This is a genomic window from Croceicoccus mobilis (assembly GCF_001661965.1).
GTDB lineage: Bacteria > Pseudomonadota > Alphaproteobacteria > Sphingomonadales > Sphingomonadaceae > Croceicoccus > Croceicoccus mobilis.
On the sequence record NZ_LYWZ01000027.1, the window covers coordinates 260,288 to 276,610 of the forward strand.

Here is a 16,323-nt window from a genome sequence, read left to right on the forward strand (position 1 = left end):
GTTCCCGATAGCGAAAGGCCAAAAGCAATATGGCCGGTCATGAAACGATTTGCGGGCGTCAGCTGGCGTATTTGGCCATGAAGTCGGCGCATTCCTGCGCAGTGCCGGTAATCTCGATACTGGCGCCATCCTTGTCGGACAGGTCGCTTGCCACTTGCGCAATCGTCCGGTCGGCGTCTTCGGCGCTCATCACCCCGGCATTCTGCGCAGCCTGTATGGTGGAGCACATGCCGGTCATGATGCCCGCCCCCGCCCCGGCACCGGCGGCGGCACCGCCAACGATCATGCTGGCGGAAACCCCGCCGATCACCAGCCCGAACACGAGTGCGATCAGGCCGATCGCGAATTTCCCCATCACGCCCTCCGTCAGAAATTTCAGACCACGCCGCACGGCGTTTCGGATCCGGCCAGCATTTTCCGACCACCTTCGATTCAGACAGTTTGATAGTTGCCTTTGAGATTTGTCAGGTCAATACTAGACAAAGATCCCATTTGGCATTCGGGACAATAAATATCATGAGGGGCAACGATAATTTTTCTGCATTGCAGCAAATTAAGTTTGCTCCATGTCAAAGCGCGTGCAGGATGTAGTGTCTATTCCGCCCAAGATATAATTGTTTTTGTAATGGAGGATTTCAGGTGCCACGGAAATTTCTCGTTCGTCTCGCCGCCGCACCGGTGGCTCTCTCACTGGTCGCAACGCCTGCCATGGCCGAAAAGGCCGACCGGCTCACAACGCTCAACGGTCTGCCCGCCGATGGGGTGGAAAGCGCGCTGAAATCCCGCGGTTTCAAATATATAGACAGCAACACCAATTCGATGGGCTATACCTATGCCTATTGGTGGGACAAGGATGACGGGAACTGCATCCGCACCGAAACCTATCGCGGAACGGTTGAAACGATCGTCGATGCCAGCGATGCGGACTGTCATCATTCGGGCGGTTCGAATGCTGCGGCAGCCGTGGGCGTGGTCGCCGGCGCGGCGATTCTGGGCGCGCTGCTGTCGCACAAATCGAACCACCACGATGACGGTTCGCACTATAGCGATGCGCAGGATGAAACGCGTTACGAGAACGGCTACACTGCCGGTCTCCACAACGCGCCCTATCACAACAAGCACGATTCATCGGCCTATTCGGCGGGCTATACCGCGGGCGTCGAACAGCGCAATGCGAACCTGCGGCACCACAGCGGGCGCGGCGGCTATACCGATCATGCCGACTTCAAGGACCTGGAAGGCGCGCGCGCAGCAGGCGGCATGTCGCAGCTTGAAAGCCGCGGCTTCGTGCAGGTCGACAATTTCACCTCTGGCAATACGCGCTATTCGATCCAGTGGCGCGCCGCTTCGCGCCAGTGCGTGCAGGTGACGATTGCCGATGGCCGGTTCTATTCGCTCGACGATATCGGGTCGCATCCGAAATGCCAGTCCGGCTCCGGCAGCTGGTCCGCATCATCAGCGGGCGATCCGGGCACCTGGTATGGCCGCCTTGTCGGTGCCGCCAGTGACGGGGCCGATGTCCAGATGAGCAACAACGGTTTCCGCCAGGTCGACAGCTTTACGCAAAGCGGCGGCGGTCACGGATCGCTCTGGTACAACTCTTCCAGCAGGCAGTGCATCGAACTGACGACGAGCCACGGGCGTGTCGACGGATCGACCATGGTGCCGCGCAGCCGTTGCCGGTGAACCGCCGGTTTGGGAGCGGCCCACGGAAGCCACCGGGCCGCTCCCAATATATTTTGGATAAGCGGGAGGATTGATGATGCATTCGAAACCGGCCCTGTTGATTGCCGCCAGCGGTTCGCTGGCGCTTGCGGCCTGCGGATCGGGTGAAACCGAAACCCCGGCAGAGGTGACCGCCGCCGATGCGGCGCCCGCGTTCCCGGCCGATCTGGTGCAGGTCGGCGATGGCTATCCCGAAAGCGGTGATCCCTGTGTCCGCGTCGGCGAAAGCGAAGCGACCGTGGATTTCCTCGACGACAGCGCGGATCTCGTCGCCTGTCCCACGCGTGAGGATGCCGCCGCGCTGGGCGGCCGCAATGTCGGCGTGATCGACAGCTACCACCTTGTCTCCGTGCCGCGCAGCAGCCCGATGGGCGAAGCGGTGCCGATGGAAATGCCGGTCAGGGAAACCGCCGCGCCAAAGCTGAAGGATCCCATCCGTTCACCCGGCGGGATGGAAACCCAATGCCTTGCCCGCGTCAACGAGATGACCGGCGGCAATGTCATCGGATCGCGCCGCATTGACGAGGCCGAATCGGGCGTGATGATCTATGTGAATGTCGACGGTGCCGAGGCTCCGTGGCAATGCTTCGGATCGCGGGACGGCGTGATCAGCGAAGTCTATTACGGAGGTGACGAGGGCGCGCTTTGACCGGAAGCGCCGCTTTGGCGGTGCCCGGCTGATATCGGGTCGGGGATCGCCTGTCGTTGGCTGCAGGTCCGCTCTCGGGCTTGTGCATCGAACCGCGGGTCAAGCTTACGGACGAACCTTTCGGCGCGCTCGACCTCCTGCCCCTCTCCGACCCGCGGCAAAGCCTTCCGCGCCATGATGCCCCCATCCTCCTTTCGCCAGCGGTGCGCACGGACGAGAAAGTTGTCGCGGCCCCATCGGGCCTGCTCGATACCTTGATGCCGTGATGATGGAAAAGCGAGGCTGACGGTCGACCGCACCGAGACCATCGCCACGTAAGGACAGGCGCCGCGGTGGCTCGCATGGCAGGACCGATCGTCAAACACCTGCCGTCCGGACACCAAAAAGAAATATCGCGGCCAATGAGACTACCCCCAGCACGAGGAGTGACAGCACGACCGTGCCCGTGACCCGGCCACCGGCGCGCACAAGCTTGCGGACATCGACGCCAAGCCCCAGTCCGGCCATCGATACGACCGTCAATCCCGTCGCCATGGATGCCAGCATGGGCAGGACCACTTCCGGGATCAGGCCAAGCGAACGGGCAATCGCCATTATGACGAAGCCGATGATGAACCAGGGCACCAGCCTCCCGAGAGGAGGGCGAGGACGCTCGCCGCCGGGGGAAAAGCCCGCGCGCGACTCATTTGCACGAAGCAGGTACGGTGCCATCATCGCAAGCATCACGCAGACCGGCCCCAGCATCAGCACCCGCACCAGCTTGACCAGAGTACCGATTTTGATTGCCGACATGCCCATCGGCGATGCTGCAGCTATGACCTGCGGCACGGCATAGACGGTCAGTCCCGAAAACATGCCGAACTGAGTGGCGGTCAATCCCAGAGCATAGCCCAGCAAGGGAAGGCCGAGTACGACGATCACCCCGAGCACGGCGGTAAAGGCAATCGCGGCGGCGACATCGTCGGGATCCGCATCGATCACCGGCGCAACTGCGGCGATCGCGCTATTACCGCATATCGCATTCCCGCAGGCGACGAGTATCGCCATGTGGAGAGGCAGTCCGAACAGTAGCCCGATCATGAAGCTCACGATGATGGCAACGGCGACCACCACGATTATCGCGGCGATCATCATAGGCCCCACGGCGGCAATTGTCGCCGCGCTCAGCGACGCACCCAGAAGGACGACGGCGACCTCCAGAAGGAAATGCGCACAGAAATCCACGCCGGGCAGCCACGATGCAGGAGGGGCCCAGACCGATCGCAAGGCCGTGCCGGCCAAGATGGCGAGGACGAGCGGCTCGATCCAGGCCTTGCCGAAAAGCTTTGCCTCCAGCCATGCAATCAGGAAGGCCGCTATGGAAACGAAGCCGCAAAGCAGGAGGCCCCGCCAGAGACGCTGCGGGTGATGCAGAGCACGCCGGGTCGCAAGGGCGAAGTCCGCATGCCGTGGGTTATCGGTAATGCTGGACATGCCGGGCCTTTGGATAGTGGAATGATGGTGAGCATCTAAGAATTGCCAATGATCGCTTCCAACGAACATTACTTGTCATACCATTCGGAAAATCTTATCAGTTGGATGGCATGACCCTCGAACAGCTCCGCATTTTCATCGCCGTGGCAGAGCGCGAGCACGTCACCCGTGCCGCCAAGGCCCTCAATCTCACCCAGTCCGCAGTCAGCGCGACAATCTCCGCGCTGGAAGATCGGCACGGGGTTCACCTGTTCGATCGCATCGGCAGGGGTATCGCCCTGAACGAGGTCGGCCGCGCTTTCCTTGACGAAGCACGCTCTGTGCTCACGCGTGCCGAGCAGGCAAGGCGTATGCTGGACGATTTCGGCGGGCTGAAGCGCGGCCTTCTCTCCATCGTCGCCAGTCAGACCATCGCAGGCTATTGGCTGCCGCCAATCATCGCCCGTTTCCGGGCACGCTTTCCGGGAATCACGGTCGAACTATCGATTGGCAACAGCCGCGAGGCTGCGGCGAAAGTGCGCGACGGAGTGGCCGAACTCGGCTTCATCGAGGGGCTGATCGAGGATCCGGCAGTCGCGCGCTGGCAAGTGGATGAAGACCAGCTTGCCCTGATCGGCACGGATCTGCCCGAAAGGCTCGACGACGAAACCCTGCCAAAGCTGCCCTGGCTGGTCAGAGAGCAAGGTTCGGGCACGCGCGCCGCCTTTGCTGCAGCGATGGAGGCGCGCGGCCTCGACATCGATGCTTTCGACCTACGCCTGACGCTGCCTTCGAACGAGGCGCTTTTGACCGCGGCTGCCGCAGGCGCCGGTGTCACGGTGCTCTCGCTGCTCGTCGCAGGCAGGCTGATTGCCACTGGGGCAGTGCAAGCGGCCCCCTTTGCATTGCCCCCGCGCCCGTTCTATGCGCTCAGACACAAGGAACGCTACCAATCACAAGCCGCGCAGGCTTTTGTCGAAATGGTCGGATCGACAAGATGAGCGTTTGGGGACGAGATTCTCCACCCTTCGTATCGCCGGGAGGGCGCTGGACTCTCAAGGCAAATGATAGCGCCATTTGCAAGGATGATTGCATCGATCCGGCGCTCTAACCGAAATGAGGCAGCTCCAGCAGAAAACCAATTGATGGTCTGCCGAACTCACTCAGCGCAGTTTGAAGCAGCGCTATCTGCCGTGGGCCAATCCATGATCTGCTGGCTCTCGTCACTGGCGTGATCGAGGCTATCGCCGATCGCGAGTACGCCCGGGATTGCCCGCAGCTCTTTAACGATGAAGTCAGCGCCGGAACCGGCAAAGAACGATGGGGTCAATCACCCACTGTTGCTTTAGCCCGTAACGTAACGGGCATTGAGCATCAGCGTAGGTCGAATGACCTAAGCAGCCAATAATGCGAGGATATTCATATTCAGAAATCGCGTAGGGAACGGCCCGCTCGCCCTTGGCTTGGGAAGCTGCCGCATCCTCCTTCGCGGCTTCGATGCTGGCGACGGGACGATCGGTCTCCCGGGTGGGCCTCTGGAACCAGTCGGTGCTCCAGACCCGCAGGATCGTCCCTCCATGGCTTTCAAGGACCGACTGGCGCAGGCGGTCGCGGTCGCGGTCGCGTGCGGAACGCGCCTCGTGGTAGGAGGCACCGTCGCATTCGACTCCGACGAGGTAGCGCCCGGGATGGCTCTCGTCCGCCACCGCGAGATCGATGTAGAACCCGGCAAGTCCGACCTGGCGATGGACCTGGTGGCCGCGCTGCTGCAGGGCCTTGGCGACCTGCTCCTCGAACACGCTGTCGTGGTCGCGTCCGGTGCTCTCTGCCATCGTCATGCGTCCGGTGCGGGCGAAGTGCATGAAGAGGCGGAAGGCGAACACGCCCTTTCGCGTCTGTGCGAAGTCGGGATCGATGTCCTCGTCGGTCATCGACGCGAAGACCTCGCAGCGCTGCTTGGCGCGGCTGATGAGGACGTTGAGGCGGCGCTCGGCCCCGTCGGTGCCGAGCGGGCCGAAGCGCATCGGGACGCGGCCTCCGGGGACCGTGGGACCGTGGGACCGTGGGACCGTGGGACCGTGGGACCGTGGGACCGTGGGACCGTATGCATAGCGGCTCCACTGCGCTGGCAAGGGAACTCTCCGCCTCGCCGCTGCGCCCACCCCCGAAAAATTAATTTTCGACCCGTGGCATCCAATTGGAAGATCGCAACGTAACTGCCCATGCCCGTCGCAGGCGGTGCACCGTGCAAGGACGCGAAAAGGGGCGCTATCTTCGTTCCTTGTCACTTTGCACGGTTTGAAACGCAGACTGGGGAGTATGCCGTGCAAAAATGGAAAACCCTATCGATCGCAGGAGCGGGACTGGCGCTTGCGGGCGGTGCCACGCTTTTGGCGCCGGGCTTGGGCGGGATGGCCGCAGACCATCTCGATCCGCCTGCGCGCACCGATCCATCGATGGATTCTACACCTGACCGGGCCGCAGATATTGCGGACCTCTTCGCATGGCATACGGACACGTCTGTTGTTCTTGCGCTGACGTTTGCGGGGCCGCAATCGACGGACAATCCCGGAACCTATGACCGCGATGTGATCTACACGATCAACCTTTCGAATGCGGCTCCTCGTACCAGCGCCGATATGCCGATCCATGTACGGTTCGGCCCCGGCACGACCGAGGGTTCCCAAGGCGTGTCCATCGAAGGATTGCCTGGCGTCACGGGTCCGCTGACAGGCGCTGTCGAGACCAATCTCATGCAGGGTGGCGTGAAGGCCCGCGCCGGCCTTTTTGACGATCCGTTCTTTTTCGACCTGCAAGGTTTCAAGGACACGGCCGCAACGGGCACGCTCAGTTTCGACAGCACCCGTGACTTCTTCGCCGGCCAGAACCTGACCGGCGTGGTGATCGAGATACCCAAGGATCGCATCGCCAATGGCGACAACCCGGTGGACGTATGGGCCACCACCGCCCGTTTCGGAGGACAGCTGTGATGAACCGGACCACGAAAACCCGCGCGATCGCGCGCCTTGCTCCGGTCGCACTGGCGACCATGCTGCTTACCTCATGCGGCGGTGACGACAATGGCAAGATGGATGACCCCATCACCATGACACCATCGCCGACGCCTGCCCCCACACCGACGCCGACACCGACGCCGACCACCTATGACGTTACGGCATGCCTGACACAGGAAGTCGCTCCGGGCGTTTCAGTGGCCGACCTGGTCGTGCCCGATACGCTTACGCTCAACCTTTCGGCGCCATCCGGCTTTCCCAATGGACGCATGCTGCCCGATCCGGTTATCGATGTAACGCTGGCGGTTATCTTCCTCGATCTCCAGACGCATGGTGCGAACACTCTGGCCGGACTGCCGCTGAATCCGCCGGGCAATGACGTGCAGTTTCAGCCGGGCTTTCCCTATCTTGCCGCCGCGCAGGGCACCCCGCCTTTGCCAGTAATGGGCAGCGGCTTTGATTTCCGCAGCGACGATCCCGCCGATTACACGCGGGTAGACCGCATGGGCATGCCTGCCGTTTCGACAGCGCTGATCGGTTCGGACTTGAAGAACGCCTATAACGATGCCGATCCCACGGACGATGCCAATGGCGACTTCGTGCCCGAAATTTCGGACCAGCTGGCAGGGCTTACCAATGCGCTTGCCGACGATCTGGTCGCGGCAGGCCTCACCCCGTGCGCAGAGGAAGCGTAACGGGGATGGCCGGCGTGGTCCCAACCCCGACAGGATCCGCGCCGGAAGCGGCTGTTTCCCGCACCGCCGCGCACACTCGGGACGAGCGGTTCAGGGCTTTTCTCCCTTCCAGACCCTGGCAATGGCTGCTCGTCCCGTTTTGTGCAGTTATGGCGCTGGCCGTGGCGGAACATGCCGCTGTTTCCATGCAGCAGAGCGGGCCATCCCGGGTGACCAGGCCCGATGCTGCACGCTTCGCGGTGGCCGAAAACCTCGTAGACGCGGATTTTCAGGGGGCGCTTCACAGAGCGGACAGCGATCTTTCCTGGGCCAGAAACCGCGTCCGCAATGCGCCGGGGCAGTGGCTGAAGCAGGAATCCCTTGCCACGGCGCAGATGCAGCGATTTTCGCTGACCCATGATTACGCCGCATTGGCCGAGGCTGGAAAGCTGTTGGACGATGCCCACGCCAATGCCCCTGCCGGATCAGGGCCATGGCTTCGGCAAGCGTCGTTTGCGATGATGACCCACGATCTTTCCCTGGCCGAGGCTGCCCTAGACGGTGCCGGGGCCATGGCTGTGCCACCCCCCGCATCGGACCGTGCGGAGATGACCGCCATGCGCGGCGACATCGCCCTTTATCGTGGCGACATGGCGACCGCGTCGGCCCGCTATACCGAAGCCGCGCGCACCGATCCCACCCGCAGCTTCGCGTTTCGCGGGGCGATGCTGTCCCGCGCACGCGGCGACTTCGATAGCGCCATCGCGCTCTTCGCCCGAGCCGCTCGCGAAAGCGCCAGCAGCAGAGAGGCCCGCGCCCGCATCGCCCTGCAGATCGGCGTTAGCGAGAACGCGCGGGGACACGGCGAAAGCGCGCAGGAATGGTATGACGCGGCCGAAACTCTGTTTCCCGGCAGCCCCATAACGATGGCACATCGCGCCGAAGCACTGGCGCTGGCCGGAGACATGGCAGCCGGCATGGCGCTGATGGAACAGGTCGCGCAAGATCACGGCTGGCCCGAGGCGATGGATGCACTGGCCATGATGCATCGCTTCAGCGGAGATCGGGCGCAAAGCCTGCAATGGGCGGACAGGGCCGCGGCCATCTGGGGCCAGCGTTTGCGACAAGCGCCTCTTGCTGCGCAGGCTCATGCGGCAGAACATGAGCTGGCTTTCGGCGATCCTGCGCGCGCGCTGGCACTGGCACGCGCAAATCTTGCCGTGCGGCAAGACGGCGCATCGCGCCTTCTGATGGCCAATGCGCTGATTGCAAATGGCCGCTACGCGCACGCCAGGCGCGAATTGCAGCTTGCGGTCGATGCGGGCTGGCGCAGTGCCCCGATTTACGCCGCAATGTCGCAGGCCGCCGCCCTGGCGGGAGACAAGGATGGTGCAGCCAACGCCCGCGAACGCGCACTGGCCATAAATCCGGCAATCTTCAATCCCGAAACGGCGCTGGCGTGGTTCTCCCATGGCTAAGGCTTGCCGGTCATTATCGATCATGACCTTCGCGGTTCTGGCGATGCTGAGCTGGTCGGAGTCCGCATTCGCCCACCTTACGCCCAATAGCGAAGTCACTCTGCATCTTTCCGGCGATCGGGTAGAGGCGCAGATCATCGTACCCGCTGCCGAATATGCCTACGCCTCGAGCCACAGGGCCGGCAATGGCGAAACCGATCTGGCCGATGCCCGAAAGTATCTCGCACGGCGGATTACGCTGACCACTGCGGATGGTGCCACGCTGCCAATGCGGATCGATCAGCTCCGCTTTGCGCAGGTTGCGGGACCGCTCGACCTGTTGGCTACAGCGTACTTCCCGCTTCCCGCTGGCAAGAGCGCGGGGCCATTTTCCCTGCGCTGGTCGGTCGTGGTCGACAGCGTGCCCGATCACTTCGCATTGATCAGCCTGGCTGACGGGGGCGAAAGTCGCGTCATTGGCGCGGTTCGGCAAACGGATCAGAATATTACTTTCACGCCCGACCCGTCGATGTTCACATCGTTCGTGCGCGCGGCGTGGCTGGGCGCGATCCATGTAGCGACAGGGTTCGACCATTTGCTGTTCCTGATGGCCTTGCTGCTTGCGGCCCCGTTGGCGGCAAGGGACAAGCGATGGTCAAGAGTGCGGGGCCTTCGCGAAAGCCTGTACCACATGGGCGGAATCGTCACTGGCTTTACCGTCGGCCATTCGGTCACGCTGGTGGCGGCGGGTCTTGGCAACTGGCACCTGCAAACTGGCCCGGTAGAGGCGCTGATCGCCTTGTCGGTGGTGGTCACGGCCTGCCACGCGATCCGCCCCATCTTTCCCGGCCGCGAAGCTTGGGTGGCGACAGGCTTTGGCCTTGTCCACGGCCTTGCCTTTGCGACGCTGGTGGCGGAGGCGGATACGAATATCGCGCATAATTTGCCGACCTTGGTGGGGTTCAACATTGGCATTGAATTGCTCCAGCTGGCGGTTCTGGCCTGCGTGGTGCCTCCGCTGCTGTGGCTGGCGCGCCGGGCCCAATTCGCGCCGATGCGCGTGGCGGGCGGAGCGATCGTCGCCTTGTGCGGATGCTGGTGGTTGTATCAGCGCCTGCCAGCCGTCATCGCCTGACTGCGATACTGGTTTACTTTACGCTCACGTTTTTTCGCGTAGGTTCGACGGATGGAGAGTGCATTCAGCGCCAAGAATAACCCGGGGGCGGAAGAGAGGCGCAAGATGCTGATCGCCGCCATCGAGCAGGTTGCGCGCGGCAATAGCGCGGCGCTGAAGCAGGTTTACGACATGACGTCGGCCAAGCTTTTCGGTGTCATCCTGCGCATCATGCACGACCGCGAACTAGCCGAGGACGTATTGCAGGACGTCTATCTCAAGGTCTGGAACAGGGCCGGACGCTTTGATGCGAACCGGGCCAGCCCCATCAGCTGGCTCTGCGTAATTGCACGCAATGCCGCGATCGATGGCGTCCGGCGCCAGCAGCGCAGCGATTACCTGTCGGGGCACGCAGAAGCGGACGTGCTGGAAGAGATTGAGGACGATGCAGTTCCCGCCGACGAATTGCTGTGCAACGCCGAAGATAACGAACGCATGCGTCGCTGCATGGAAGCGTTGCAAGACGATCACCGCAAATCAATCCGAATGGCTTTTTTCGACGGCCTGTCCCATTCCGAACTTGCAGAACGCATTGGTGTCCCGCTGGGCACGATGAAGAGCTGGATCCGCCGGGGTCTGGCTAGTCTCAAGGGGTGTCTTGGCGGTGGCTGACGATGTTCTGGAACCCGCAGAGGGCGTCCCCGACATGCAGGCTGGCGAGCTGGCGCTGGGCGTGCTGGAAGGCACGGAACTGGCAGAGGCCCGGCGGCGGCAGCTGTCAGATCCCGATTTCGCGCGCGAAGTGGAATGGTGGAACGCGCAGTTTGGCCTGATGGGCCAACAGGTAACCGGCGTAATGCCGCCTGCAGGGGTGTGGCGTGCGATCGAAAGCCGCATTGAGGGCATGGGCAACCATGCACCGACAGAGCTAGGCAGGCGCGCTCCTGCCGGATGGAGCATCGCGACAGCGCTGGCAGGCCTTGGTGCGGCTGCCGCGGCCATCGCGCTATACGTCAGCACGCCCACTGGCGTTCCGGTTCCCGCACCGGTGCCGACACCTGCGCAGCCTGCCAGAAACGTACTGATCGCCCAGCTTTCCGACGAGGCAAGCGGAATGAAGCTTGCCAGCGTGGTCGACCCTACAGCCGAACGGCTTTCGCTTTCGATCAGCGGATTGGCAGCTGCGCCCGGCAAGGCACCCGAACTTTGGGTCGTGCCAGAGGGCGGCGCACCGGTATCGCTTGGCCAAATTCCCGAGGATGGCCAGCTTACCCGTGAATTGAGCGGCGAGGAGACCCGCCTGTTGGTCGCCGGGGCCCTGGTCGCCGTTACCTTCGAGGATGCCGATGGTACCCGTCACGAGGCGCCTACGCCGCCCATCGTGCTGGCCGGTCCGCTCGACCAGGTCTGACCCAGTAAGCCGCCTGCCAGCAGCGTAACCCACGGCAGAACTTCGCACTACAGGGGATGAATCGATCGTCTCCGCCTTGAGCAGCATTCCCAATATGCGCGTAAAGATAGGTGGCAAAAGATGAGGCGCGCCAGAAGAAGATATGCCTAGACTAAGGCTTGGCAACTCTAGCGCGCATCTTTGGATGATCTGGAAAAATGGTAGCGGAGGAACTTAGTTTCTCGTTATAATTCCGTAAGTTAAGTCATATTCCACGAACTGTGCCAACTGAAGGTGTGCCAACAACTGACGATTTGGCACACTTTGGCACAATCAAAAAAGCAGGCGACGTAACGACTTAGCTTCTAGGGCAAGCCGCCTACCCTATGCCATGTCTAAGATACTTGTGACCCTTCCCCATTAGACTGACCCAAGTCACATCCAACATTTTGAATAGGACCCACCCGAATGCAGCAGGCTTTCCACGAAGACGAACACTACCAGCGTTTGAGAGATTACCTGGCTGCATCTAGCAAAGAGACCGACAGGGGGCACACCTTGGTGGTGGCGTCCTTGTTGGAAGAGATGCTCGAGGAGATTCTAAAAGGTTTTCTTCTCGAAGGGAGCGCGACGGAGAATCTCTTCAAGTCACCATACGCTCCATTCTCGACACTCTCAGCCAAGGCCGCTGCTTCTCGGGCGCTGGGATTGATCTCCGACGAAGAAGCTCGCGACATCGATCTGATGTGTTCCTTTGAGGACAGTCGCGTCCGAGACCGTGCAAACGAACTTCAAGTGGGCATGGGTTACTTGGACAAACTTGAGGATGGGCATGAATCGAAGGTCACCGATCCTAAGCAGCGATTTGCGATGGTGGCCTTATCCTTGGTTACAGCACTCTACAATCGCGCTCACTATGTAGCGCGCGAGAGATTGAAAGACAGACAGTGGCCTCAGTAGTCGGGTTGCCAAGGATTGATCCCCTGACAACGGGTATCGAATACCCGCTACTACTTACGTGTGCCAAAAACTGCCCGGTACTGTGCCCAGACTGTGCCAAATCAACGGTTTTTCTGGGCACACTTAACCAATAAAATCAGATATTTCATCGGCTTAAGTGCTTAAGAATGGTAGCGGAGGAGGGAAATATAGGGAGCGTATAACATGCTGATTTACCTAATCAACTTTTTGAATCACCTTGCAAATACCCCCATCAATACCCCCAGAATCGGACAGATGAGATAAAGCGCCTTTGGCAAACGATGACATGTAATTCGTAGTGACAGGTGAAAGGAGCGTCGGCCGTTTTCGGGCCGATCAGAAGGCGAAACGCCAGGTCATGAACCATCCGCCCGATCGTACAGCGAGGACATGTCATGGTCTGGCATGGACGGCATATTGTGGCCCGCATGCGGATCGGGTGTGTCGCTAGGCTTCGCATTCATCGGCGGGGGAGTGGCCGCAGGTGACGGCGCTACTACCGGAGTGCTCGCCGGTCGGTCTGGTTGCCTACCGGCAGTCACAGCTTCATCCGACCGGTTCGTGTTGGCCTCTCCAGCGGGAGAGGCAGCGTTGTCTCTTTCGCCTTCGCCAGGACCTGTGCTCTCGGTCGGCGGGGCCGTATACAGTGGCAAGGCTTCAGCTTCTGATGAAGTGTCCTGCGTCTGATCACATGCAGCGAGCCCTAGCCCCAGTGCCGCCGCAGCAAGGGGGGCAACAAACCCGTTCCGATTCGATCTGCGCATCATTCTATCCTTCAAAGCCAGGAGATACCAAGATGATTGGCACCGTGCGCAAGCTCGCCGCCCAGAAATCCCTGCACCAGCACTAGAGCGGCCATGGCAAAGATTGCGGCGCGAAGCGCGGTCCGGCTCGCGGAAGCACGGCTCGCCAGATAGGCCATCGCCAGACCGAGGACCGCGATCAGCATCCCGTTCCATCGATGGACCTGCATGACGGCATCGCCGCCGAACCAAAGGCCGGTGTGGATCCATCCGAACAGGACTGCGACGACTGCGCCGATTGCTCCGCCGTGGACGAGTACGCGCACCGCGCTCTCAAGCCCTGCATCTTTCCGGCGCATGACGAACAACTCGGTGGCAGCAGCCATGAGAAACAGGGCGATCGGGAAGTGGATGGTCGCCGGATGCAGTTTTTTCAGGGCGGCGATGACGCCGGAATCGCCCTCATCAGCATGGCCACCAGCCTCGTCATGGCCTCCACTTGCTTCGTCGTGCGCGGCTGAGGGCTCGCCGACCGCTCCGCCGTCGCCCATCTGCGCCATGGCCGCCTGGTCATGCGCATCGCCATTCGCGGCGGCAGGCGCGGCGCTCGTCTCTTCGCCATGCTTTTCGTCGCCATGAGCCTGAACTGGTCCGACGAAGAGCAAGCTGGCAGCTACAATAGCCATGAATTGCATTCGTTTCATTCTCTACGGGTTCCGGTCTTGGCGATGGTCGTGCGACCTATTGTGTCTGTAATGCTCTGCGAACCCTCATCTCTTGCCGTGATGGAGCGCGGTGATCCTCGGCGCGTGAGGGTCCAAATTTAACTCATGAGGGGGTTGGGTCTCTTGCCAATATCAGAGCCTTGTTAAGAGGGCGGCCAGCTTTAAGCACGAGCAAGAGCCCGGCTACCATCTCCTAACCGTCTTGCGCCATGTTCTGGTGAGCCGCCATCTGCTTCATCATATCGTGCATCATCATCATGCGCTGGTGACAGGCCGCCATCATATCGGCGTTGTCCCCCTGCATCATGCCCGCCATGTGTTCCTGCATCGCTGTGCGGTGCTCGGCCATCAGCCTTTGGCGTTCGGCAGGATCGCTCGCCGCGTGGGCCTGCTGCATCAGCGCGCGCATTTCAGCCATCTTCTCGCGATGGGCAGCCATAGCGTCGGAATCCTGCATCGTGTGGCCAGCGTGATCCTGCTGCTGTGCCACAGCCTGAGCTCCGTGCTCATGCTGTTCCTGGGCCGTCGCCGGAGTGGCTGTCAGGCCAGTGGCGAGAATGAGAGCTAGAGCTGTCCGTTTCACAATCGATTTCCTTTCGTCGGTCATGCGATGGGTGCTGTGCGCATTCATTCTCTTTACGCAGCCAACATCTGTTCCCCTCAAACAATTTCCGCGCCCACCGGAGACGGCTGAGCCGATGGCACAGCCGGTTGCAGGAATGGTGTTTTTCGGTCACCCTTTTTGACCGAAGCCGGTCGAGATGAATGGGACAGATCATGGTGACAACAGAGCCGTCGGAGAAGCAGTCGTGAGCACGGTCAATGAGGACGGCAGCTGGGACATTCCGGAGCCCGATCATGCCGAGCTGGTGCAAATGCGCATTCGCCTCATAACTCTCGAGAACATAGTTCTCGGCCTTTTGTCCGGGGCCAGCGATGAACAGATCGACCAGATCAGAAAGCGTGCGGACATGATCGAACCACGCCCCGAGGCGAGCCGGCATCCGCTTACCGAACTGGCAGCAGGTGACATGCGTAAGTTTCTCGAACGCGCTGCTCGCATGGCCGAGGCGGAGGGCCGCGAAAACCATGACTGATCCAGGCTTTGGGGCAGCAAAGGCGCTATGCAGGACGTGGAAATCCGGCCCGCCGCTATTTCCTTGCGCACATCATTCCGGCGTATCCGCAGCATGACTAGAACTCATTGGCTCATCTTTGTTTGCGGGAGCCTGATCGCGTTCGTCTGGGAGATTTTCCAGATGCCGTTTTTCAAGCCGGGAAATCTCGAGCCTTATGAGCAGACCATTCGCTGCGGCATTGCAAGCCTAGGCGATGGCGTGATCCTGCTAACAGCTTATAGCCTTGCTGCATTGCGCGGCGGGCGCGCGTGGCTCTGGCAAGCCGCCAAAATGCCCTATGCGATCTATTTCGGCTTCGGGCTTGTCGTCGCCATCGCCGTCGAAATGATCGCCACATCGCTTCCGGCAGAAAGCTTCGTGAGCTGGCGCTACAGCGAGTTGATGCCGCACGAGCCAGTGACGGGGTTGGCGCTGATCCCGATCGCGATGTGGACGATCGTGCCTGCGCTCACGATCCTTCTGGTCCGCTTTGCCCGAGCCGAACCTGATTAAACTGGGAGCGGCTTCAGGGTGCGTTCGGCACATGTTTCGCCCGCCGCCTGATTCTGGGAAACCGGTTCGCAAGCAGGACAAAGCCCGAAACCGCGATAATCGTCCCGCCGATCCCGAACAATAGCAGCCACCAGCTGTTGATGCGGTCGCGCTGCGTCCAGTCCATGATATGCAGCCCCCAGACAAAATCGAACAGGCGCCAGGTGTCGCTGCGGGCAGCGAGCACCGAGCCACTCGATGCATCGATGTAGACGCGGGTATTGTCCTCATCGCCGTAGGTGATCTGCCACGCCGGAAACGGACCCCGGAATTCGGTCCCGACAGCATCTTCGATGAGGCGCGTGGTCGCTATGGTGGTTGGTGGCCCGGTCCAGGCATAGCGAGCGATGGCCTGTGCGCTTGCAGCGGGAAGAGGCGAAAGGAGAATGCCGCTGTCCGGGTCGCGGAGCGTGACGCTTCCATCGTCCCGGCGGACCTCGGTTACGGCCCTGCCGCCGACCGCGCGCGTCGCAAGGGAAACCACCCCCTCGCTGCTATCGAGCCAATGGGGCATGACAGCATCAGCGGGCAGGACCTCCGGCGCGCGCGAAACGACATGTTCGGACCGAACCTCTTCGATGTCGAGAAACGACATCAGCGCCCCGGTGATCATCCACAGGAGCACTTGGACGCCGACAAAGATCGCCAGCCATTTGTGAAGCTTGCTGCCCAGCACATGAAGACGCAGCTTGAAAGAGCGTGTCGCCAATCGGTGTTCCCCCGATCAGA

18 protein-coding genes are annotated in these 16,323 nt (G+C 61.3%); 12 read left to right on the forward strand and 6 right to left on the reverse strand.

Translation table 11 applies throughout. From position 1 onward, the window contains the following. Positions 1-58: 58 nt before the first annotated feature. Positions 59-355, reverse strand: a complete 297-nt coding sequence (locus A9D13_RS17585; protein ID WP_066776680.1) for a hypothetical protein — start codon at positions 353-355, stop codon at positions 59-61. Between the two features lie 284 nt (positions 356-639). Here A9D13_RS17585 and A9D13_RS17590 point away from each other — a divergent pair, with 284 nt between their 5' ends. Together A9D13_RS17590 and A9D13_RS17595 are read left to right on the forward strand one after the other, a co-directional pair. Then, entirely contained in the window at positions 640-1,686 is a 1,047-nt protein-coding gene (locus tag A9D13_RS17590) for a hypothetical protein (protein WP_188713463.1), read from the forward strand. Between the two features lie 76 nt (positions 1,687-1,762). After that, positions 1,763-2,374: a hypothetical protein gene (locus tag A9D13_RS17595; protein ID WP_156522151.1), complete on the forward strand. Its 612-nt coding sequence runs from the start codon at positions 1,763-1,765 to the stop codon at positions 2,372-2,374. A 357-nt stretch (positions 2,375-2,731) separates the two neighbouring features. Here A9D13_RS17595 and A9D13_RS17605 read toward each other — a convergent pair whose 3' ends face one another. Further along, positions 2,732-3,916: a YeiH family protein gene (locus A9D13_RS17605; protein WP_229665293.1), complete on the reverse strand. Its 1,185-nt coding sequence runs from the start codon at positions 3,914-3,916 to the stop codon at positions 2,732-2,734. A 41-nt stretch (positions 3,917-3,957) separates the two neighbouring features. Here A9D13_RS17605 and A9D13_RS17610 point away from each other — a divergent pair, with 41 nt between their 5' ends. After that, the gene (locus tag A9D13_RS17610) at positions 3,958-4,827 is read left to right on the forward strand and encodes a LysR substrate-binding domain-containing protein (protein ID WP_066776857.1); all 870 of its coding nucleotides are present in this window, start codon (positions 3,958-3,960) and stop codon (positions 4,825-4,827) included. Between the two features lie 294 nt (positions 4,828-5,121). On the opposite strand, the gene A9D13_RS17615 is transcribed toward A9D13_RS17610, so the two are convergent. Next, positions 5,122-5,850 carry a DUF559 domain-containing protein gene (locus A9D13_RS17615; RefSeq protein WP_066776689.1) on the reverse strand — a complete coding sequence of 243 codons (729 nt, stop codon included), beginning with the start codon at positions 5,848-5,850 and terminating at the stop codon, positions 5,122-5,124. Between the two features lie 300 nt (positions 5,851-6,150). On the opposite strand from A9D13_RS17615, the gene A9D13_RS17620 reads away from it, so the two are divergent. The 7 genes from A9D13_RS17620 to A9D13_RS17650 all read left to right on the forward strand — a co-directional run bounded on the left by A9D13_RS17620 (position 6,151) and on the right by A9D13_RS17650 (position 12,435). Then, positions 6,151-6,816, forward strand: a complete 666-nt coding sequence (locus A9D13_RS17620; protein WP_172808219.1) for a DUF4331 family protein — start codon at positions 6,151-6,153, stop codon at positions 6,814-6,816. Next, the gene (locus tag A9D13_RS17625) at positions 6,816-7,535 is read left to right on the forward strand and encodes a DUF4331 family protein (protein ID WP_229665291.1); all 720 of its coding nucleotides are present in this window, start codon (positions 6,816-6,818) and stop codon (positions 7,533-7,535) included. Before A9D13_RS17620 ends, A9D13_RS17625 begins: the two co-directional genes overlap by 1 nt. 161 nt (positions 7,536-7,696) lie before the next feature. After that, positions 7,697-8,992 (forward strand): tetratricopeptide repeat protein, encoded by a 1,296-nt coding sequence (locus A9D13_RS17630; protein WP_156522152.1) that lies wholly within the window; start codon positions 7,697-7,699, stop codon positions 8,990-8,992. After that, positions 8,985-10,106 (forward strand): HupE/UreJ family protein, encoded by a 1,122-nt coding sequence (locus A9D13_RS17635; RefSeq protein WP_082922533.1) that lies wholly within the window; start codon positions 8,985-8,987, stop codon positions 10,104-10,106. Before A9D13_RS17630 ends, A9D13_RS17635 begins: the two co-directional genes overlap by 8 nt. A gap of 51 nt (positions 10,107-10,157) precedes the next feature. Further along, positions 10,158-10,757: a sigma-70 family RNA polymerase sigma factor gene (locus tag A9D13_RS17640; protein WP_066776700.1), complete on the forward strand. Its 600-nt coding sequence runs from the start codon at positions 10,158-10,160 to the stop codon at positions 10,755-10,757. Beyond that, positions 10,750-11,496: an anti-sigma factor gene (locus tag A9D13_RS17645; RefSeq protein ID WP_156522153.1), complete on the forward strand. Its 747-nt coding sequence runs from the start codon at positions 10,750-10,752 to the stop codon at positions 11,494-11,496. The genes A9D13_RS17640 and A9D13_RS17645 overlap by 8 nt, the downstream gene beginning before the upstream one ends. Before the next feature lie 447 nt (positions 11,497-11,943). Continuing rightward, positions 11,944-12,435, forward strand: a complete 492-nt coding sequence (locus A9D13_RS17650) for a hypothetical protein (protein ID WP_066776705.1) — start codon at positions 11,944-11,946, stop codon at positions 12,433-12,435. Positions 12,436-13,231: 796 nt separating this feature from the next. On the opposite strand, the gene A9D13_RS17655 is transcribed toward A9D13_RS17650, so the two are convergent. Together A9D13_RS17655 and A9D13_RS17660 are read right to left on the reverse strand one after the other, a co-directional pair. Beyond that, positions 13,232-13,885, reverse strand: coding sequence for a DUF2231 domain-containing protein (locus A9D13_RS17655; RefSeq protein ID WP_290755085.1), 654 nt, complete (start codon positions 13,883-13,885; stop codon positions 13,232-13,234). Between the two features lie 232 nt (positions 13,886-14,117). Then, positions 14,118-14,531, reverse strand: coding sequence for a hypothetical protein (locus A9D13_RS17660; RefSeq protein ID WP_225982098.1), 414 nt, complete (start codon positions 14,529-14,531; stop codon positions 14,118-14,120). A gap of 202 nt (positions 14,532-14,733) precedes the next feature. On the opposite strand from A9D13_RS17660, the gene A9D13_RS17665 reads away from it, so the two are divergent. Both A9D13_RS17665 and A9D13_RS17670 read left to right on the forward strand, forming a co-directional pair. Then, complete coding sequence (locus tag A9D13_RS17665) at positions 14,734-15,021, forward strand: hypothetical protein (protein WP_033193304.1); 288 nt, start codon at positions 14,734-14,736, stop codon at positions 15,019-15,021. Positions 15,022-15,048: 27 nt separating this feature from the next. Then, positions 15,049-15,555, forward strand: a complete 507-nt coding sequence (locus A9D13_RS17670; RefSeq protein ID WP_225982097.1) for a hypothetical protein — start codon at positions 15,049-15,051, stop codon at positions 15,553-15,555. Positions 15,556-15,568: 13 nt separating this feature from the next. Here the strand turns inward: A9D13_RS17670 and A9D13_RS17675 are convergent, their stop codons facing one another. After that, complete coding sequence (locus A9D13_RS17675; protein ID WP_029140033.1) at positions 15,569-16,303, reverse strand: PepSY domain-containing protein; 735 nt, start codon at positions 16,301-16,303, stop codon at positions 15,569-15,571. Between the last annotated feature and the right edge of the window lie 20 nt (positions 16,304-16,323).